General features: G+C 61.2%; 14 protein-coding genes. 7 read left to right on the forward strand and 7 right to left on the reverse strand.

The features are described 5' to 3' along the window. Positions 1 to 168 precede the first annotated feature (168 nt). Complete coding sequence (locus CUC44_RS13705) at positions 169 to 1,221, forward strand: PA0069 family radical SAM protein (protein WP_100860539.1); 1,053 nt, start codon at positions 169 to 171, stop codon at positions 1,219 to 1,221. Positions 1,222 to 1,929: 708 nt separating this feature from the next. Here the strand turns inward: CUC44_RS13705 and CUC44_RS13710 are convergent. Together CUC44_RS13710 and gyrA are read right to left on the reverse strand one after the other, a co-directional pair. Further along, the gene (locus tag CUC44_RS13710) at positions 1,930 to 2,109 is read right to left on the reverse strand and encodes a hypothetical protein (protein ID WP_100860482.1); all 180 of its coding nucleotides are present in this window, start codon (positions 2,107 to 2,109) and stop codon (positions 1,930 to 1,932) included. Positions 2,110 to 2,470: 361 nt separating this feature from the next. Next, positions 2,471 to 5,233, reverse strand: coding sequence for a DNA topoisomerase (ATP-hydrolyzing) subunit A (gene gyrA, locus CUC44_RS13715; protein ID WP_100860483.1), 2,763 nt, complete (start codon positions 5,231 to 5,233; stop codon positions 2,471 to 2,473). A gap of 188 nt (positions 5,234 to 5,421) precedes the next feature. Here gyrA and ubiG point away from each other — a divergent pair, with 188 nt between their 5' ends. From ubiG to yfaE, 5 genes are all read left to right on the forward strand, one after another. After that, entirely contained in the window at positions 5,422 to 6,138 is a 717-nt protein-coding gene (ubiG, locus tag CUC44_RS13720; protein WP_100860484.1) for a bifunctional 2-polyprenyl-6-hydroxyphenol methylase/3-demethylubiquinol 3-O-methyltransferase UbiG, read from the forward strand. Further along, positions 6,138 to 6,824: an HAD family hydrolase gene (locus tag CUC44_RS13725; protein WP_100860485.1), complete on the forward strand. Its 687-nt coding sequence runs from the start codon at positions 6,138 to 6,140 to the stop codon at positions 6,822 to 6,824. The genes ubiG and CUC44_RS13725 overlap by 1 nt, the downstream gene beginning before the upstream one ends. 531 nt (positions 6,825 to 7,355) lie before the next feature. Continuing rightward, a complete protein-coding gene (gene nrdA, locus CUC44_RS13730) occupies positions 7,356 to 9,623 on the forward strand; it encodes a class 1a ribonucleoside-diphosphate reductase subunit alpha (RefSeq protein ID WP_167388905.1) in 2,268 nt (755 codons plus the stop codon). A 65-nt stretch (positions 9,624 to 9,688) separates the two neighbouring features. Further along, positions 9,689 to 10,822: a class Ia ribonucleoside-diphosphate reductase subunit beta gene (gene nrdB / locus CUC44_RS13735; RefSeq protein ID WP_100860487.1), complete on the forward strand. Its 1,134-nt coding sequence runs from the start codon at positions 9,689 to 9,691 to the stop codon at positions 10,820 to 10,822. Positions 10,823 to 10,877: 55 nt separating this feature from the next. Continuing rightward, entirely contained in the window at positions 10,878 to 11,195 is a 318-nt protein-coding gene (yfaE, locus tag CUC44_RS13740; protein WP_167388906.1) for a class I ribonucleotide reductase maintenance protein YfaE, read from the forward strand. Positions 11,196 to 11,314: 119 nt separating this feature from the next. Here the strand turns inward: yfaE and mltA are convergent, their stop codons facing one another. Together mltA and CUC44_RS13750 are read right to left on the reverse strand one after the other, a co-directional pair. Continuing rightward, complete coding sequence (mltA, locus tag CUC44_RS13745; RefSeq protein WP_100860488.1) at positions 11,315 to 12,466, reverse strand: murein transglycosylase A; 1,152 nt, start codon at positions 12,464 to 12,466, stop codon at positions 11,315 to 11,317. 299 nt (positions 12,467 to 12,765) lie between these two features. Then, a complete protein-coding gene (locus CUC44_RS13750) occupies positions 12,766 to 13,323 on the reverse strand; it encodes a hypothetical protein (protein WP_167388907.1) in 558 nt (185 codons plus the stop codon). Between the two features lie 225 nt (positions 13,324 to 13,548). Here CUC44_RS13750 and CUC44_RS13755 point away from each other — a divergent pair, with 225 nt between their 5' ends. Next, a complete protein-coding gene (locus tag CUC44_RS13755) occupies positions 13,549 to 13,800 on the forward strand; it encodes a DUF1289 domain-containing protein (RefSeq protein WP_100860490.1) in 252 nt (83 codons plus the stop codon). 112 nt (positions 13,801 to 13,912) lie between these two features. Here the strand turns inward: CUC44_RS13755 and fruA are convergent, their stop codons facing one another. The 3 genes from fruA to fruB are packed head-to-tail and all read right to left on the reverse strand — an operon-like array spanning position 13,913 to position 17,729. Beyond that, positions 13,913 to 15,643: a PTS fructose transporter subunit IIBC gene (gene fruA / locus CUC44_RS13760; RefSeq protein ID WP_100860491.1), complete on the reverse strand. Its 1,731-nt coding sequence runs from the start codon at positions 15,641 to 15,643 to the stop codon at positions 13,913 to 13,915. Continuing rightward, a complete protein-coding gene (gene pfkB / locus CUC44_RS13765; RefSeq protein WP_100860492.1) occupies positions 15,640 to 16,614 on the reverse strand; it encodes a 1-phosphofructokinase in 975 nt (324 codons plus the stop codon). The genes fruA and pfkB overlap by 4 nt, the downstream gene beginning before the upstream one ends. Continuing rightward, positions 16,611 to 17,729 carry a fused PTS fructose transporter subunit IIA/HPr protein gene (gene fruB, locus CUC44_RS13770; RefSeq protein ID WP_100860493.1) on the reverse strand — a complete coding sequence of 373 codons (1,119 nt, stop codon included), beginning with the start codon at positions 17,727 to 17,729 and terminating at the stop codon, positions 16,611 to 16,613. The genes pfkB and fruB overlap by 4 nt, the downstream gene beginning before the upstream one ends. Positions 17,730 to 17,745 lie beyond the last annotated feature (16 nt).

Consider the following 17,745-nt stretch of genomic DNA (forward strand, 5'->3'; position numbering starts at 1 on the left):
TGATTTCCGTGATCCAGTTCTCATTTCGTCTATGTAAACGAAATGTAGCAACAGATCAAGCAGGAGATTCATTTGCGATGCAGTTTTATCCAAGGTGGACGACCGGACTTGCAGTTTGTCGGGCCCCCCGCCACAATACTGTATATATGAACAGTATTGGTGCAGGGTATGGCAGGACGAGGCAGCAGTCACAATGTCGATCATAGATTCAGCGGCCCGCAGGTAGAGGCCGTCGACGATGGCTGGCAGGCGCAGGAGTGGGAAGCCGCGTTTCAATCTCAGGCGCCCCAGACCCAGGTACGCGAGATCGAAGCCAAGAGCATCATCAGCCACAACCTGTCGCCGGACGTGCCCTTTGGCCGCTCCATCAATCCCTATCAGGGCTGTGAGCACGGCTGCATCTACTGTTACGCCAGGCCCAGCCATGCCTACCTGGAGCTCTCGCCGGGGCTGGATTTCGAGACCAAGCTGTTTGCCAAGCTCAATGCCGTCGCCCTGCTGCGCCGGGAGTTTGCCAAGCCGAGCTACCAGCCCCAGACCATAGTGCTCGGCGCCAACACAGACCCTTACCAACCCATAGAGCAACACTATCGCCTCACCCGCGAGCTGCTGGAGGTGATGCTGGCCCACCGCCACCCGGTGGGGATCATCACCAAGAGCGCCATGATATTGCGCGACCTCGACTTGCTGAGGGAGCTCGCCCGGGAGAATCTCTGTCAGGTGATGGTGTCGGTCACCACCCTCAATGAGACCTTGAGGCGACAGCTGGAGCCCAGGGCCAGCACCGGAGCCGGGCGATTGAAGGTTGTAGAGAAGCTGGCCGGGGCCGGGGTGCCGGTCGGGGTGCTGGCCGCTCCCATGATCCCGCGCCTCAATGAACCCGAGCTCGAGCAGATCATCAAGTCGGCGGTACAGGCGGGCGCCGGCTGCGCCGACTACATACTGCTGCGCCTGCCCCATGAGTTGACGACCCTGTTTAGCGACTGGCTGGACGAACACTACCCTGGGCAGAAGGAGGCTGTCTTGAACCAGCTGCGGGCCAGCCGGGGCGGCAACCTCAATACCGCCTTCGGCACCCGCATGCGCGGCGAGGGCCAGTTTGCGGACTTGCTGGCCCAGCGTTTCCGACTAATCAGCAGGCGCCTTTCGCTCGGCAAGCGCCATATTGCGCTCAACACCGCCAGTTTTATCCGTCCCAACGAGCAATTGCGGCTGTTTTAGGGCTGAGCCAAGGATGCACGGTGAGCGGCACAATCCGTATTCGACAAAACCTGATCGGCTTTATTCGCCCCAATAAGCAGTTACGACTGCTTCAGGGTTGCGAGGAGGGCGTAAGGAAAGCGTGATGGATGCGCAGTTGGTTGCCGTGTTCAACCGAACCGGCCCACGTCAGCCACTCCTGCCCTTTATGCGCCTGTGACTAGGCTGCACTAATGGGTAGTAATGGGCACTATGGGTGATATATTCGACTCAAGCTGCCCGCATCACCCATCTCAATGAGTCGTGACGGCGGCCAAGAGGGAGCGATAGATGCACCCCATTCATCGGAGCCTGGATCCACTCCAGTTCCGCCACTGCCAACAGTTACTACTGCGCCAAGATCGTGCAGAAATGGAAGGGTGTGCAGCAGGAGCCCTGTTCAACAGAGCCTAGCTCCGCGTCCGTCACCCCTGCCCTTCGTACGCCTGTGACAAGGCAGCACTAATAGGTAGTAATGGGCACCATGGGCGATATATTCGGCTCAGACTGACCCGCATCACTCATTTCAACGAGCAGGGACGCCTGATCTAGAAACCACACCGAGAATAGGCGGCGGGGCCATGTTCAACGGAGTCGGCCCCGCGCTATCCGCCCTGAAGCAGGGATGCCTGTCCCAGGGCGTCGTGAAGAGTGTTGCGATGGATGCAGGGCGGACGGCAATCAGCGTCGTTAGCCTCTTGGCCTCGGCGGATAGGGCCGCGCCGGCTTGCCCTGGGCTATCAGCTCCACCGGCAGGCGCGATGGCTCATGGGCCACCTCCTCTTCCCCAAGCCCGGTTCCCTGTCTCTCTGGGGAGGCGTCTCCCCACATCCGGCTCCACCAGATCTCCCACATTATCCAGCTGGTCATATGATGCTCCTTTGGCTGCGTATCGGCAGATTGTTGGCAGGTAACGACAGACACGCCGGAACGGCCCGTCGATGAGGGCAGCTTGCCCCGCCCCTGTGACAGTGGGATGACGGCGGCATGATCCCTTGATGAAACGGGGAATCCGCGATGGGCACCGACAGCGCCGACCCTGTCAGCGAGCCACGATACAGGAGGCTTTCACAGCATTAACGACTACCTTGATGCCGCCTTGAAAGACACTCATGCCACCAGGTAAGTGAATGCAGCGAACAGGAGAGGAAAAATCGCCAGAGTGACGCTGAAAATAGCGTAAAAAAAGAGCGACCCTGAGGTCGCTCTTTCTGTCGGGATAGCCCGGCGATTATTCGTCGCCAGCCGTACCCTCTTCGCTGGTGCCTGCATCGGCAGCACCGGCATCTGGCGCATTGTCTGCGCCTTCTGCCTGCTCACCGTCGATGGCCACGACGTCGTTCTCTTCCTCGTCGCTCTCGGCGATGCGCTGCAGGCCGACCACTGTCTCGTCTTCACCGGTGCGGATCAGACGCACACCGCCGGTGTTACGACCTATGATGCTCACCTCGGCGACGCGGGTACGCACCAGGGTGCCGCCATTGGTGATCAGCATGATCTGGTCGGTATCCTCGACCTGGATCGCATCGATCACCTTGCCGTTACGCTCATCCACCTTGATGGAGATGACGCCCTGTGTACCGCGGCTCTTGGTCGGGTACTCGTCAAGGGCGGTGCGCTTGCCGTAGCCGTTCTCGGTGGCGGTCAGGATGGCGCCCTCGCCACGGGGGACGATGAGGGAGACCACCTTGTTGCCGCTCGGCAAACGGATACCGCGCACACCGGCGGCGGTACGACCCATGGGACGCACGCCCTTGAAGGCACCCTTGGTTTCGCTGCCTTCGCCGTTGTCGCTGCCGTCATCGTCGTTGCCGGCGTCGTCATCGTTCTCGACGTCGTCGCTGGCATCCGCGTCAGCGCGGCCGCTGCCTTCTGCGAAGCGAACTACCTTGCCCGCGTCGGAGAACAGCATGATCTCGTTGCTGCCGTCGGTGATGTCTACCCCGATCAGCTCATCGCCCTCTTTGAGGTTGATGGCACGAATACCGGAGGAGAGCGGACGGCTGAACGCAGACAGGCTGGTCTTCTTCACGGTACCGTCGGCGGTGGCGAAGAAGACGTACTTGTCGTCGCTGTACTCGTTCACCGGCAGGATGGCGGTGATGCGCTCACCCTCTTCCAGCGGCAACAGGTTGATGATCGGGCGACCGCGGGCGCCACGGGACGCCTCCGGCAGCTGATACACCTCGAGCCAGTAGACCTTGCCACGGGTGGAGAAGCACAAAATGGTGTCGTGGGTGTTGGCCACCAACAGACGCTCCACGAAGTCCTCTTCCTTGATCCGGGTAGCCGACTTGCCCTTGCCACCACGACGCTGAGCCTCGTAGTCGGTTAGCGGCTGGTACTTCACATAGCCCTGGTGAGACAAGGTGACAACCACGTCTTCCGGGGTGATCAGATCCTTGGTGTTGAGCTCGATGCTGGAGAAGTTGATCTCGGTGCGACGCTCGTCGCCGTACTGCTCGCGCACGGCCAGCAGTTCATCGCGGATCACTTCCATCAGCCGTTCCGGGCTTGCCAGGATGAACAGCAGCTCGGCAATCAGATCCAGCAGAGATTGGTACTCTTCCAGGATCTTCTCGTGCTCCAGACCGGTCAGCTTGTGCAGACGCAGGTCCAGGATGGCCTGGGCCTGTTGCTCGGTCAGGTAGTAGTGACCCTCGCGGATGCCGAATTCCGGCTCCAGCCACTCGGGACGGGCCGCGTCATCGCCGGCTTTCTCCAGCATGGAGGCCACGTTGCCGAGCTCCCAGCCACGGGCGACCAGCTTGGCCTTGGCGTCCGCCGGGGTGTCGGAGTGACGAATCAGCTCGATGATGGGGTCGATGTTGGCCAGCGCAACCGCCAGGCCTTCCAGGATGTGAGCCCGATCCCGCGCCTTGCGCAGTTCGAACACGGTCCTGCGGGTCACTACCTCACGGCGGTGCAGCAGGAAGGCATCCAGGATCTCTTTAAGGTTCATCACCTTGGGCTGGTTGTTATCGAGCGCCACCATGTTGATGCCGAACGTGGTCTGCATCTGGGTGTGCTTGTAGAGATTGTTCAGCACAATCTCGCCGGACTCGCCGCGCTTGATCTCGATAACGATGCGCATGCCGTCTTTATCAGACTCATCACGCAGGGCACTGATGCCCTCGATCTTCTTCTCTTTCACCAGCTCGGCGATCTTCTCGATCAGCCGCGCCTTGTTCACCTGATAGGGGATCTCGTGAACGATGATGGTCTCGCGACTCGTCTTCTCGTCCACTTCCACTTCGGCCTTGGCCCGCACATAGATGGAGCCGCGACCGGTACGGTACGCCTGCACTATGCCGGAACGACCGTTGATGATGGCACCGGTCGGGAAATCAGGCCCGGTGACATAGGTCATCAGATCGTCAATGGTGAGATCACCATTCTCGATCAACGCCAGACAACCGTTCACTATCTCGGTGAGGTTATGAGGAGGAATGTTGGTCGCCATGCCCACCGCGATACCGGAGGAGCCGTTGACCAGCAGGTTGGGAACCTTGGTAGGCATGACCGCCGGGATCATCTCGGTGCCGTCATAGTTCGGCACCCAGTCCACGGTCTCTTTGTCCAGATCGGCCAGCAGCTCGTGGGAGATGCGGGCCATCCGCACTTCGGTATAACGCATCGCCGCGGCGCTGTCGCCGTCGACTGAACCGAAGTTGCCCTGACCATCGACCAGCATGTAGCGCATGGAGAAATCCTGCGCCATGCGGACGATGGTGTCATACACGGCGCTATCGCCATGCGGGTGATATTTACCGATTACGTCACCGACCACACGGGCCGATTTTTTATAGGGCTTGTTCCAGTCGTTCCCCAACTCGTTCATAGCAAACAGAACGCGGCGGTGAACCGGTTTCAAGCCATCACGCACATCCGGCAGAGCTCGTCCTACGATCACGCTCATGGCGTAATCAAGATAGGAACTCTTGAGCTCTTCTTCGATGTTGACCGGCGTGATCTCTCTGGCCAGATCGCTCATAGAAAGCCTTAATCCCTAATTAGTTGTTCTTTGGCTTAAACAGCGCAACATAGTAACACAGGACGCGAAATACCTTAAGCCGCAAATCAGGCTGGTTTGCATAAGTGCGTCCGTTATAATGCCCGCCAGGACAATAGATTGCGCGCATGTCACGCGGCTGTCGCGCCCCTGCCACAGGATCCACGAAAATGAATACCGATGCCAATGTCGATCTGACAGAAATCGCCAAATTTGAAGCCATTGCCTCCCGCTGGTGGGACATGGAGGGCGAATTCAAGCCACTGCATCAAATCAACCCGGTTCGCCTCGACTGGATCACAGACAAGAGTGGCGGCCTGTTTGGCAAACGCGTCCTCGACATCGGCTGCGGCGGCGGCATCCTCTCCGAGAGCATGGCCAGACGCGGTGCCAAGGTGACCGGCATCGACATGGGCAAGGAGCCGCTCGGCGTCGCCCGCCTCCACGCCCTGGAAGCCGGGGTGGAGCTCGAATACCGCCAGATCACCGCCGAGGCTCACGCCGCTGAAGCGCCCGGCCAGTATGACGTGGTCACCTGCATGGAGATGCTGGAGCACGTGCCTGATCCGGCCTCGGTACTGCGCGCCATCGCCACCCTGGTGCGTCCGGGCGGCAAGGTGTTCGTCTCCACCATCAACCGTAACCCCAAGGCCTATCTGATGATGATCCTGGGCGCCGAATATCTGCTGAAGATGGTCCCCAAGGGCACCCATGACCACAAGAAGTTCATCACCCCGGCCGAGCTGTGCCGCATGGGGGAAGCCGCGGGTCTGCTGGTCAAGGACATGAGCGGGGTGCACTATGCGCCGCTCTCCAACCGCTTCAAGCTGGGTGCCAACGTGGACGTCAACTACATGGTGGCCTTCACCCGCCCGGAGCAAGGCTGATGAGCGCCGCGAACAAGGCGCCCCTGCGCTGCGTGCTGTTCGACTTGGACGGCACCCTGCTCGATACCGCCCCGGATCTCGGCGCCGCCGTCAATCATGTGCTGATAAACGAAGGCTTCGCGCCGCTCTCTGACGACGTCATCCGTCAGACCACCTCTCACGGGGCGCTGGGGCTGCTCAGGGCCGGTCTTGGGGACGAGCTGCTCGAAGAGCTCGGCGCCAGCCGCCTTCGCACCGCCCTGCTCGACTACTATGCGGCGAACCTGTGCGTCGGCACCCGCCCCTACGACGGCATGCTGGCGCTGATCGAGTGGCTGGAAGAAAAAGAGCTGCCCTGGGGCATAGTCACCAACAAGCCGGGTTTCTTGACCGAGCCACTGCTGGCGGCCCTGCCGGCGCTGGCGAACTGCGGCGTGACGGTGAGCGCCGATACCTTGCCGGTGCGCAAACCCGATCCCGCCCCCATGTACTACGCCTGCGAGCAGCTTGGGGTGGACGCGGCGCACTGTCTCTATGTGGGGGATCATGTACGCGACATCGAGGCCGGTCGCAACGCCGGCATGCGCACCGCGGTGGCGGGCTGGGGCTATCTGCACGACGACGAGGATCCCGCCGACTGGGGTGCGGACCTGCATTTTGATACGGTGCAGGCCTTGCACCACTGGCTGCGCTACGAGCTGAGCTGAGGCCGACGGCGCGAGAATTGGCCTGCTTGATGGATGTGACAGGCACCTTATGCTGCCAGCGGACGTTCACATAGCGCGTCATGCTGCCATCGAACAGCCAGACAGAGGGAGCCGATACCGGCTCCTTTTTCATGCCCAAAGGGAGCGACCGGACAGCTTTTGACCCTTGCTGCGCAAGGGATAACCAGTGCTCATTTGCTAGTAAAACGATCCCGTTTTCGCAAGCAAAAAAAGTTATTTTAATTTTCCATCTTCGATCATCGGACTTGCATTTAGCGGAGCGGACGCATGAAAACCCACTCACTGTGAGCGTCCACTAACATCTGTCATGACACCCACAATTTATCCACAGTTATCGGGTTATCCACACGTTGCAATGCGGGGGCGACCTCACTATCTTGTAGTTCGAAATCAAAATAACACTATATCTTGTGATTCATCGCGCAGTACGCCCCCACCCTGTTGCCAAGATTGGCCTGATGGGAGCGTGGCGCGATGGTTTTTCGGGAATCAACTAAAGGTCATCAGCCAATGAACTTGTTTGTGACGAAGCGTAACGGACACAAAGAACCCATCGATCTGGATAAAATTCACCGCGTGCTCGACTGGGCTGCCGAGAAGCTCGACAACGTGTCGGTCTCCCAGGTGGAGCTCAAGTCCCACATCCAGTTCTATGACGGTATCCGTACCGCCGACATCCACGAGACCGTCATCAAGGCTGCCGCCGATCTGATTTCCGAACAGAGCCCGGACTACCAGTACATGGCCGCCCGTCTGGCCATCTTCCACCTGCGCAAGAAGGCCTACGGCCAGTTCGAGCCGCCCCACCTCTACCAGCATGTCGCCAAGCTGGTGGACATGGGCAAGTACGACAAGCACCTGCTGACCGACTACACCCAGGCCGAATTCGAAGAGCTCAACGCCCACCTGGATCACTGGCGTGACATGGACTTCTCCTACGCCGCGGTCAAGCAGCTGGAAGGCAAGTACCTGGTGCAGAACCGCGTCACCGGCGAAATTTACGAGAGCCCGCAGTTCCTCTACATCCTGGTGGCGGCCTGCCTGTTCTCCAAGTATCCGAAAGATACCCGTCTGGACTACATCAAGCGCTTCTACGATGCGGTCTCGACCTTCAAGATCTCCCTGCCCACCCCCATCATGAGCGGTGTGCGCACCCCGACCCGTCAGTTCAGCTCCTGCGTGCTGATCGAGTGCGATGACAGCCTGGATTCCATCAATGCCACCGCCAGCGCCATCGTGCGTTACGTCTCCCAGCGCGCCGGCATCGGCATCAACGCCGGTCGCATCCGTGGTCTGGGCAGCCCCATCCGTGGCGGCGAAGCCTTCCACACCGGCTGCATCCCCTTCTACAAGTACTTCCAGACCGCGGTCAAATGCTGCTCCCAGGGCGGCGTGCGCGGCGGTGCGGCCACCCTGTTCTACCCCCTGTGGCACACAGAAGTGGAGAGCCTGCTGGTTCTGAAAAACAACCGCGGCGTGGAAGAGAACCGGGTCCGTCACATGGACTACGGGGTGCAGATCAACAAGCTGATGTACCAGCGCCTGATCAAGGGCGGCGACATCACACTGTTCTCCCCCTCCGATGCACCGGGTCTGTACGACGCCTTCTTCGCGGATCAAGACAAGTTCGAGCAGCTCTACGTCAAATACGAGCAAGACCCGGCCATTCGCAAGAAGACTCTCAAGGCCGTGGATCTCTTCTCCCTGATGATGCAGGAGCGCGCCGGTACCGGTCGCATCTACATCCAGAACGTGGATCACTGCAACACCCACAGCCCGTTCGATCCGAGCGTGGCGCCGGTGCGCCAGTCCAACCTCTGCCTCGAAATTGCGCTGCCGACCAAGCCGCTCAACAACGTGGATGACGAGGATGGTGAAATCGCCCTGTGCACCCTGTCCGCCTTCAACCTCGGCGCCATCGAGAAGCTGGAAGACTTGGAAGAGATGGCTGACTTGGCCGTGCGCGCCCTGGATGCCCTGCTCGACTATCAGGATTATCCGCTGAAAGCCGCACAAAAAGGCAGCATGAATCGCCGCACTCTGGGGATTGGGGTCATCAACTATGCCTATTATCTGGCAAAAAATGGTGCCCGTTACTCCGACGGCTCCGGTCTGGCGCTGACTCACCGCACCTTCGAGGCGATCCAGTACTATCTGCTGAAGGCCTCGGTGCAGCTGGCCCGCGAGTTCGGCCCCTGCCCGGCCTTCAACGAGACCACCTATGCCCAGGGGATCCTGCCCATCGATACCTACAAGAAGGATCTCGATGTGCTGTGCAACGAACCCCTGCACCTGGATTGGGAAGCCCTGCGCGAAGAGATCAAAACCGTGGGTCTGCGCAACTCCACCCTGACTGCCCTGATGCCGAGCGAGACCTCCAGCCAGATCTCCAACGCCACCAACGGCATAGAGCCGCCGCGCGGTCTGGTCTCGGTCAAGGCCTCCAAGGACGGCATCCTCAAGCAGGTGGTGCCCGAGTATCACCGTCTGAAAGATCAGTACGAACTGCTGTGGAAGCAACCGAGCGTGGATGGTTACCTGCAGCTGGTCGGTATCATGCAAAAATTCGTGGATCAGGCGATCTCTGCCAACACCAACTATGATCCCGCCCGTTTCGAAGGCAACAAGGTACCGATGAAGCAGCTGCTCAAGGATCTGCTGACCGCCTACAAATACGGCCTCAAGACCCTGTACTATCACAACACCCGTGATGGTGCGGACGATGCCCAGACCGATCTGCAAGATGACGGTTGTGCCGGCGGCGCCTGTAAGATCTGATGAACCGGGCGGGAGCGACAAGCTCCCGCCCTCCTGTTTCCCCTACTTCGCGACATTCGACAACCATGGCCTATTCAACTTTCTGCCAGACCCAAAACGATCAACTCAAGGAGCCCATGTTCTTTGGCCAATCGGTCAACGTGGCCCGTTATGATCAACAAAAACACGACATCTTCGAGCGGCTGATCGAGAAGCAGCTCTCCTTCTTCTGGCGCCCGGAAGAGGTGGATGTCTCCCACGATCGGATCGACTATCAGGCCCTGCCGCCCCACGAGCAGCACATCTTCATCTCCAACCTGAAGTACCAGACCCTGCTGGACTCCATCCAGGGTCGCAGCCCGAACGTGGCGCTGCTGCCGCTGGTCTCCATCCCTGAGCTCGAGACCTGGATTGAGACCTGGGCCTTCTCCGAGACCATCCACTCTCGCTCCTACACCCACATCATCCGCAACATCGTCAACAACCCGGGCCAGGTATTCGACGACATCATCACCAACGAGCAGATCCTGAAGCGCGCCGGCTCCATCAGCCACTTCTACGACGATCTGATTGAGGCCACCGCCCTCTATCACCTGCACGGTGAAGGCACCCATAGGGTCGGTGATCGCGAGCTGACCATCACCCTGCGCGGCCTGAAGAAGAAGCTCTACCTGTGCCTGATGAGCGTCAACGCCCTGGAGGCGATTCGCTTCTACGTGAGCTTCGCCTGTTCGTTTGCCTTCGCCGAGCGCGAGCTGATGGAAGGCAACGCCAAGATCATCAAGATGATCGCCCGCGACGAAGCCCTGCATCTCACTGGGACCCAGCATATGCTGAACCTGATGCGCAGCGGCCAGGACGATCCCGAGATGGCGGAGATCGCCGTTGAGTGCGAGCAGGCCTGCTTCGAGCTGTTCAAGGAAGCGGCCATTCAGGAGAAGGAGTGGGCCGAGTACCTGTTCCAGGACGGCTCCATGATCGGCCTGAACAAGGACATCCTTTGCCAGTACGTGGAGTACATCACCAACCTGCGCATGAACGCGGTCGGCCTGCAGCCAGCCTTCGCCGGCGCCAAGCAAAACCCCATCCCCTGGATCAACACCTGGTTGTCCTCCGACAACGTGCAGGTCGCCCCCCAGGAAGTGGAAGTGAGCTCCTATCTGGTTGGCCAGATCGACAGCGAAGTGCACGCCGACGATCTCGGTGACTTCGAGCTGTGATCAAGCCATGCAGGGCGATCGACGGCACCATCGCCGTCCTGGATAAGATGGCGCCATGAGTGACGCCATCAGCATCCCATCCCCTGCCCCGCAGCAGGCAACGGAGCAAGAGCCGCAGGCCTTGCTGGTGCATACCCGGGATGGCGCCCTGATCCCTCAACCTGGCGAGAGCGTGCTGGAGACCTTGGAGCGCCACGGCCATCAAGTGGAGTTCCAGTGCCGCAGCGGCTATTGCGGCGCCTGCCGCACACCGCTGCTCGAAGGCCGAGTGCACTATCCCAATGTGCCGCTGGCGTTCGTCTCCCAGGGAGAGTGTCTGCCCTGCTGCTGCAAGCCGGTGGGCGCCATTCGGCTGGATGTGAAGAAGGGCTGAGGCCCACGTCCAGGCCTGGATGACGCACGTCACCAGCTGCCGCCCACAAAAAAGCCGCCGGATATTCCGGCGGCTTTTTTTATTTTCCATACGCTAGCCCAGCTAGGCGAGCCTGAACATCAGATCCAGGGCGCGGCGGTCGGCCCGTGGTGCAGACCCAGCTTCCAGACCCGGCCGAAGTGCTTGTAGTGCCCTGCAGCCACCCCGGCCTTCTCACCCATGCCGTGGTAGAGATCCAGGTGCCCCTTCTTGACCGCGCCACCCACATCCAGGGCGATCAACAGGCGCAGCTGATGCTTGCCGGTCCAATTGCCCTCTTTATCGAGCAGCGGCACTTCCGCCAGTATGGGGGTGCCCATGGGCAGCAGGGTCTTGTCGGCCGCCACCGCGGCCATGGGCAGCAACGGAATGCCGGCGGCGCCGACCACGTCGTTGGTGGGGCGGCGCTCGAAGAAGACGTAAGAGGGGTTCTGCTCTACCAGCTCCATCACGTTCTGTTCCGGCTGGCGGTTGGCCCACTCCTTGATGGCCTTCATGGACATCTGCTCCTTGGGCACCTCGCCCCGGTCGATCAGCACCCGGCCGATACTCACGTAGCCGTGGCCGTTCTTGCCGCTGTAACCCAGGTACTGCAGCCTGTCGTCATCCCCGTAGTGAACAAACCCCGAGCCCTGCACATCCATCAGGAAGTTGTCGATGAGGGACTTGCTGTAACCGAGCTCCAGCCCACGGTTGGCCAGGGCCCCCTGGTGGATCTGGGCGCGGCTCGGACAGCGACCGGCACAGTTGGGCATGGCATAGATGGGATACTTGTACTTGGCATCCGGCCGGTGGCGCACCTCCAGCACGGGGGAGTAGTAACCGGTGAACAGCACGTTACCCATGCGATCGGCGCCGCCCAGCTGGGCCAGGCTGATGCCGTACTGGGTGATCTGGACGGGATTGCCACCGTTCGCCACCCAGCGGGAAAGCTGACGATAGAGCTCACCGTAGCGGCGGGTCATCTTGCCCGAACGCTCCATCACCAGCCGGCTCTGGGGGCCGAACTTGCTGAAATCCGACCTCTGATGGCTGTTGACCCGCTCCACCCGCACCAGATCCTCTGGCAGGGTACCGTCCAGATACTGCTTGCCCAGATTGACCGGCACCTCGCAGTTCAGAAAACATCTGGATTCCGCCTTCTTCTGGGGCACCTTGACAGGGTCAGGGCTGCCCGCACAACCAGCCAACCCGACCACAGCGGCGGCCAGCCAGTACGCGTGTTTGTTCATAGTTCCTCATCTAACCTGAAAACGCTAACATCATGAAAACAGTGATGAATTTAGAGACTTGTCATCACGGGTGCCATCTTGTGCCCGCGCGCCCACGGCGACCGAGCGGCCACGCCCTCAACAGGCGGCGCTATCATACAAAAACAAAGGCCCTCTTGACCCCATAAATTGCAAAATTCATCACCTTTACCCATTCCTGCGACAGGGTTTTGCCGCCAGAAACGGGATGAGTGGCGCGCGGGATCCGCTGGGAAGGAAAACGCGGGCTGGCCAGGGCGACCAGCCCGGGTGTGACGGGCTCAGTGCGAGTATGGGAGGGAGGAGTGGTGCAGGACGATGCGCACCTTGCCATCGTCCCCCTTGCGAAAGCCCCAGGTCTTGTCCACATCGACCTCCTTGTTGTCGCGATCGATGAGGTGCACTGTGCCCATGGTCAGCCCCATGTTGCCGTTGATGTAGACGGCCGCATTCTCGTAGCGGTAGCTCTTCCAGTTCTTGAGAGCAAAACCGGTATCGGCCGGATAGGCCGGGTCATGGCCGACGAAATAGGCGAGCGCCCCCGCCTTGGTCAGGCGAAAAGTCTGCTCCCCGCTCGCCAGGGTCGGCTTGAACAGCACTGGGCCGTCGGCGTAGCCATAGGCGCTGTCGAGCACGGCGGAGGCGGTTGCTTTCGCCTTCTCTATGCCCCCCGATCGGTAGTCATCGCTTATCTGCACCAGGGCCTTGCCCCAGCCATCCTGGGCGGCCGTGATCTCGGCCTCTGTGATGTTGCGATTGAGGATTTCGGCGGCGCCGAGGGCGCCACTGGCCGCGAGCAGCACCAGCGCCAGACCCGTGTGTTGGTGAAACCGTTTCATATGTGTGACTCCTGTCAGATGGACAACATCTGGAAGCTTAGCCGACCCGATGGGGATCGCGTCTTGCTGCCCGAGCGTGGCGGGCTGCGCCTCTTATCGGCGAGTGCACATACTGGTGATCACCTAACGCAGGCCAACACGAGTGCCCTGCCCTTTTGCACGCCCAGTTTCGCCAAAGGGGCACTCTGGGTTATAACAAAGAGGACAAGGTGTGCGAGGTCATGAATGGAACAGCTCGAGATCTTCCCGCTACAGAGCCCCTGCATCGGGGTCTGTGAAGTGAACAACAAGGGTTACTGCAAGGGGTGCCTGCGCAGTCGGGAGGAGCGTTTCAACTGGCAGAAGATGAGTCCCACCGAGCAGCAGGAGGTGATGCGACTGTGCCGCAACCGCAAGGCCAGGGTGCTGGCTGCCAGACGCAAGGCCCAGGAGGCCGGCGATCCGGATCAGCTGACGCAATCTGGGTGGGATTTTTGACTGCCTTTTAATACCTAGACGATACCATCTGCCATAAGAGCACATAGAAACAGATAAAAAGGGCGGCCAATGGCCGCCCTTTTTGCACCGCATGCAACCTCGAGTTGCCCCGTCAGGCCGTCGCCAACTTGGTCGCCCCTTGCTCGCTGCGCTTGAGCATGGCGTAGGCGACACCGGTCACCAAGGAGCCCGCCGCGATTGCCAGTATGTACATGAACACATGGCTGATGGCGTTGGGGATAAACAGCACGAACAGGCCGCCGTGGGGCGCCACCAGTTCACAGCCGAACAGCATGGAGAGCGCACCGGTCAGGGCGCCGCCTACCATGCAAGCCGGGATGACCCGCATCGGATCCTTGGCGGCAAACGGAATGGCCCCCTCGGAGATGAAGCACAGACCCAGCACGAAGGAGGCCTTGCCCGCTTCCTGCTCCGCCTTGATGAACTTCTTGCTGGCGAGGAAGGTGGCGATCCCCATCCCGAGCGCCGGCACCATGCCGGCGGCCATCACGGCGGCCATGGGAGCATAGGTCTTGGAGGCGAGCAGGCCGACCCCGAAGGCGTAAGCCGCCTTGTTGACCGGGCCACCCATGTCGAAGCACATCATGGCACCTATGATGACCCCCAGCAGCACGGCGTTGGCGGAGCCCATGTTGTTCAAGAACTCTGTCATGGCACTCATGATGCCGGCGACCGGGCCGCCCACCACGTAGATCATCACGAGACCCGTGAACAGGCTGGCAAACAGCGGAATGATGAGGATGGGCTTGAGCGCTTCCAGGGTCACCGGCAGGCGCACCTTGTCACTCAGGAACTTGGCGCTGTAACCGGCCAGGAAGCCGCCGACGATGCCACCGAGGAAACCGGCGCCGAGCGAGCTTGCCAGCATACCGGCGATCATGCCGGGAGCCAGACCAGGTCTGTCCGCAATGGAGTAGGCGATGTAACCGGCCAGCACAGGGATCATCAGGGCGAAGGCAGAGCCACCACCGATCTGCATCAGGGCGGCCGCCAGGGTCCCCTGCTCCTTGAACGCCTCAATCCCGAAGATGAAGGAGATGGCGATGATGAGACCACCGGCCACCACCATGGGCAGCATGAAGGAGACGCCGGTCAGCAGGTGCTTGTAAGGGCCGGCCTTCTCTTCTTTCTTAGGCTGGCTGGCGCCGCTGTGACGATAGACGGTTGCCTCGTTCCAGGCCTTGTCCAGCTCGGCGCGGGTCTTCTTGAGGGCCGCCCCCGTGCTGGTGTGATACACAGGCTTGCCATCGAAGCGCACCATGTCCACCTCGATGTCGGTGGCGAGGAATACCAGATCGGCGGCGGCAATCTCCTCCGCCGTCAGGGCGTTCTGGGCACCGACCGAGCCCTGGGTCTCGACGCGGATCTGATACCCCAGCTGCTTGGCCATGGTCTCGAGCGCTTCCGCCGACATAAAGGTGTGAGCAACGCCAGTGGGACAAGCCGTCACCGCCACGATGCGCTTGGTTGCACTCGCAGGCGTCGCGGCAACGACCGGCGCGGCCTGATGGCGATAGACCTTGGCCTCACCCTCGGCTGCGCTCAGCAGGTTGGCGGGATCCTGCAAGGCGAGATCCATGCTGCCCTGGTAGAGGCGCTTGCCGTCATAGGCGGCGAGATCCACTGGGCTACTGGCCACCACCAGCACCAAATCGGCGGCGGCGATGTCGGCGGCCGAGGGCTGCTGGCGCGGCTGCACGCTCGAGTCAACATCGAGTTGCAGCTCCCAACCGGCCAGCTTGGCCTGTTGTTCTATCCGTTTGGCAACGAGAAAGCTGGTGGCGATGCCCGCGGGGCAAGCCGTGACCAAGATTGCTTTCATTGGGCATCTCCTGAAGGTTCCATGGAATCGAATTGAGCTGTATCGAGGCGTTGTACCCGAACCTGCTCCAGTAAAGGGGTCAAGACGCGGATGTCGCTAAAGCCCACCGCGACCTGGCTCACCGCCAGGGCCGAGACGGCGGTGGCCAGGCGCAGGGTCTGCTCCGGCGCCCAGCCGAGGCTGAGACCATGGGCGAGCCCTGCCACCAGAGAATCACCGGCGCCGACCGTGCTGACCACCTGCATGCGTGGCGGCACGGCCTGCCAGATGCCATCCGGGCCAAACCAGATAAGGCCCTCGGCGCCGTTGGAAACCACTACATGTTCTATGCCGTCCGCCTGCAGGGCGCGGGCACACTCGGCCTGATCTTTCAGGGTCTTGATGGGCCGCTCGGCCCACTGCTCAAGCTCCTCGAGATTCGGTTTGACCAGGGTCGGAGCGGCGCGAAGACCGGCTTTGAGCGCCGCACCGCTGCAATCGAAGATGACCTTCTTGCCTTTGGCCTTGAGCAAGGTGATGAGGCGGGCGCAGTAGGCAGGCTCCACGCCCTTGGGCAGACTGCCCGCCAGCACAAACCAATCAGCATGAGGGGTCAGCTCGTCAATGGCCGCCTCCAGCGCCTCAACGGCTTCATCGCTTATGTGCAGCCCAGGCAGGTTAAGATCCGTGACCCGCCCCGATTGCTCGGAGATCTTGACGTTGATGCGGGTGCTGCCCGCGACCCGCACGAAGTGATCGGCCAAGCCCCGCTCGGCAAACAACGACACGAAGCTCTGCTGGTTATCGGCGCCGAGCCAGCCGCTCAGCCCTACCTCACGGCCAAGATCTTTCAAGACCATGGCGACGTTGATCCCCTTGCCGGCGGCGCGCAGGTTGCCCTCGCTCACCAGGTTCACCTCGCCAAGGGCCAGGGCCTCGAGGCGAGTGGTGAGATCCAGCGCCGGGTTGAGGGTGATGGTCATTAGTGTCATGAGAGCGCCCCCTCGCCCAGGCCGGCGGCAATGGCGGCGCCTATGCCCTTGAGGGCGGCCTCGGCATCCGCTCCTTCGGCGCGAAACGCCAAGCGGTGACCGCACTTGACGCCCAGGCCGATGACCTTCATCAGGCTCTTGGCGGAGACCGCCTCGCCGCTGCCATCCAGGTTCGCCACCCGGATGTCGGATTCAAACTCCTTGGCCACCTTGACCAGCATGGCGCCCGGGCGGGCGTGCAGGCCGTGGGGATTGATGATGGTGAAGGTATCGGACAGGCCGGATGCTGGTCCCGCCTGCAACATGGCCAGCCCCTCGCTGCCCGCCAGGCTGGCAAGCTGGTTGGCGGAGGCAAGCTTGGCGAGATTCTCGAGCTGCGGCAGATGGCCAACATCGGCGGCGCACAGTAGCAGCAGGGCGCTCACCGGCAGATCCCCAGCGCTCAGTGCACTGCTCGGGGTGGCCAGTACCCAACCGGTCTGGGCGGAGACGGTGTGCTGCACATTGGCGCGGGCCAGCCAGACGCCCTCCCCCAGATAGGCGGGATCGCTTGCCAGCAGGGCGCTCACCATGGCGGCGTCCCCCCAACCGGCAGACTTGGCGCGGGCGGCGGCCCCCAGCAGCAGCTGATCGCGATCGTTGGCCGGGAAGTCGGCCAAGGTCAGGAACTGCACCTCCTTCGCCTCGTTGGCACCGGTCAAGATCTTGATGATGGTCTCTTCATCGGTGGCGGTCCTGAGCGTTTGAGCGGCCTGCTCGTCACCCAGCACATGGGTGAGCTGACGCAGGATCCCCAGATGCTCGTCGGACTTGGCGGCGATGCCGATGGCCACATAGGCAATCTGGCCATCATCCCACTCGATGCCTTGGGGGAACTGGGCCACCATGACGCCTGTGCTCTTGACCAGATGACGGGTGTCAGTGGTGCCGTGGGGAATGGCGATGCCGCTGCCAAGGTAGGTAGCGTGCTGCGCCTCACGGGCCAACATGCCGTCCACATACCCGGCTTCCACCAGACCGGCCTCGGTCAGTTTGCCGGCCAGCAGGGCGATGGCCTCCGCCTTGGTCCCGACCGATTGCCCCAGCAGGATTTGCTGTCGCGCCAACTTCAACATAGAGATTCTCCTAAAG

The sequence above is a fragment of the Aeromonas lusitana genome, from assembly GCF_002812985.1.
Taxonomy (GTDB): domain Bacteria; phylum Pseudomonadota; class Gammaproteobacteria; order Enterobacterales; family Aeromonadaceae; genus Aeromonas; species Aeromonas lusitana.